Here is a 1,430-nt window from a genome sequence, read left to right on the forward strand (position 1 = left end):
CCAGATCACACGCATGGATCTCCGCCATCGGCAGCTCCGCCAACAACTCCGCCGCCCCCGGCGCCTGAGATCCACGCCGGGAGAGCAGCACCAGCCGCTCCGCACCGTTCGCCGCCGCCCACCGCGCCACCTCGACGCCCAAGCCACCCGTCCCACCGGTGACGAGCACCGTGCCGCGCGGACTCCACGCACCGGCAGCACCGACAGCACCGGCCGGCGCATGCGCGAGCCGCCGGACGAGCACGCCGCCACTACGCAGCGCGACCTGGTCCTCCGCGCCCAACGCGCCACCCAGGACCGCGCCTAGGCGACCGGCCGCCCGGGTATCGACGACCGGCGGCAGGTCGAGCAGACCGCCCCAGAATTCCGGGTGCTCCAGCCCCACCGCCCGGCCGAAGCCCCACAGCTGCGCCTGACCGACGTCGACCGTGTCGTCCGCCCGGCCGGTGACCACCGCGTTCCGGGTGACCGTCCACAGCGGGGTCGTGCTCCGTACGTCCGTCAAAGCCTGCACCAGCGCCAGGTTTTCACCGACCGATCCGAGGACCGAAACGACGCCCTCCGCCTCCTGCCCGGCCAGCCGGGCCGCCAGCTCGGAGCGGGAGCCCGTCGGCACGGTCATGACCTCCGCGCCGAGCCCGGAGAGGACCGCAGCGAGGCCGAACCCGTCGTCGCCGACCAGCAGCCACGTCCCGCTGATCCGCCCGTGGCCCGCGACGGTGGTGGGGTTCCAGACGGCGCGGTAGCGCCACGCGTCGATCAGCGTCCGCTCCCGGCCACGCGCACGCCAGGCGGCCAGCGCGGGAAGCAGGCCCGCCAGCGCCTCGGTCTCCACGCCGAGGCGGTCGGCGAGCGTAGCCACGTCGCCCGACTCGACCACGGTCCAGAACCCGTCGTCGTCACGGTCTGAGCGGGGCCGGGCCCCCTTCTCGGGCCAGAACCGCTCCCTCTGGAAGGCGTAGGTCGGCAGCTCGGCCGGTCGGACGCCGGTGAACAGCGGCGACCAGTCGACCGGGACACCGTTGACGTGCAGGGTCGCGAGTGCCGTCAGCGCGGTGGTCGCTTCGTCGCGGTCGCGGCGCAGCAGGGGCGCGGTGACGGCGTCGGGCTGCTGGACGAGCGCGGACAGGACCGCGTCCGGGCCGAGTTCGACGAACCTGGTGACGCCGTCGAGGGCCGCGAGGGCGTCGAGGGCGTCGGCGAAGCGGACGGGCTTGCGGACCTGGTCCACCCAGTACTCCGGGTCCGACCACTGCCCGACACCGACCTGACGACCAGTCACCGAAGACACCGCCGGGACCGAAGGCTCGGCGAAGGACAACCCACGCACCACGGCGCGGAAGTCCTCCAACATCGGCTCCATCAACCGGGAGTGGAACGCGTGACTGGTCCGCAGACGGCTGGACTTCCAACCCCGCCCGCCCGCCGCC

1 protein-coding gene is annotated in these 1,430 nt (G+C 73.8%); it reads right to left on the reverse strand.

Annotation, left to right across the window (positions count from 1 at the left end):
* Positions 1 to 1,363 (reverse strand): KR domain-containing protein (locus tag PUR61_RS30830; protein WP_329882794.1); only part of this gene is annotated, 1,363 nt, incomplete at its 3' end.
* Positions 1,364 to 1,430 lie beyond the last annotated feature (67 nt).

Source organism: Streptomyces sp. BE20 (assembly GCF_036322525.1).
Classification (GTDB): Bacteria; Actinomycetota; Actinomycetes; order Streptomycetales; family Streptomycetaceae; genus Kitasatospora.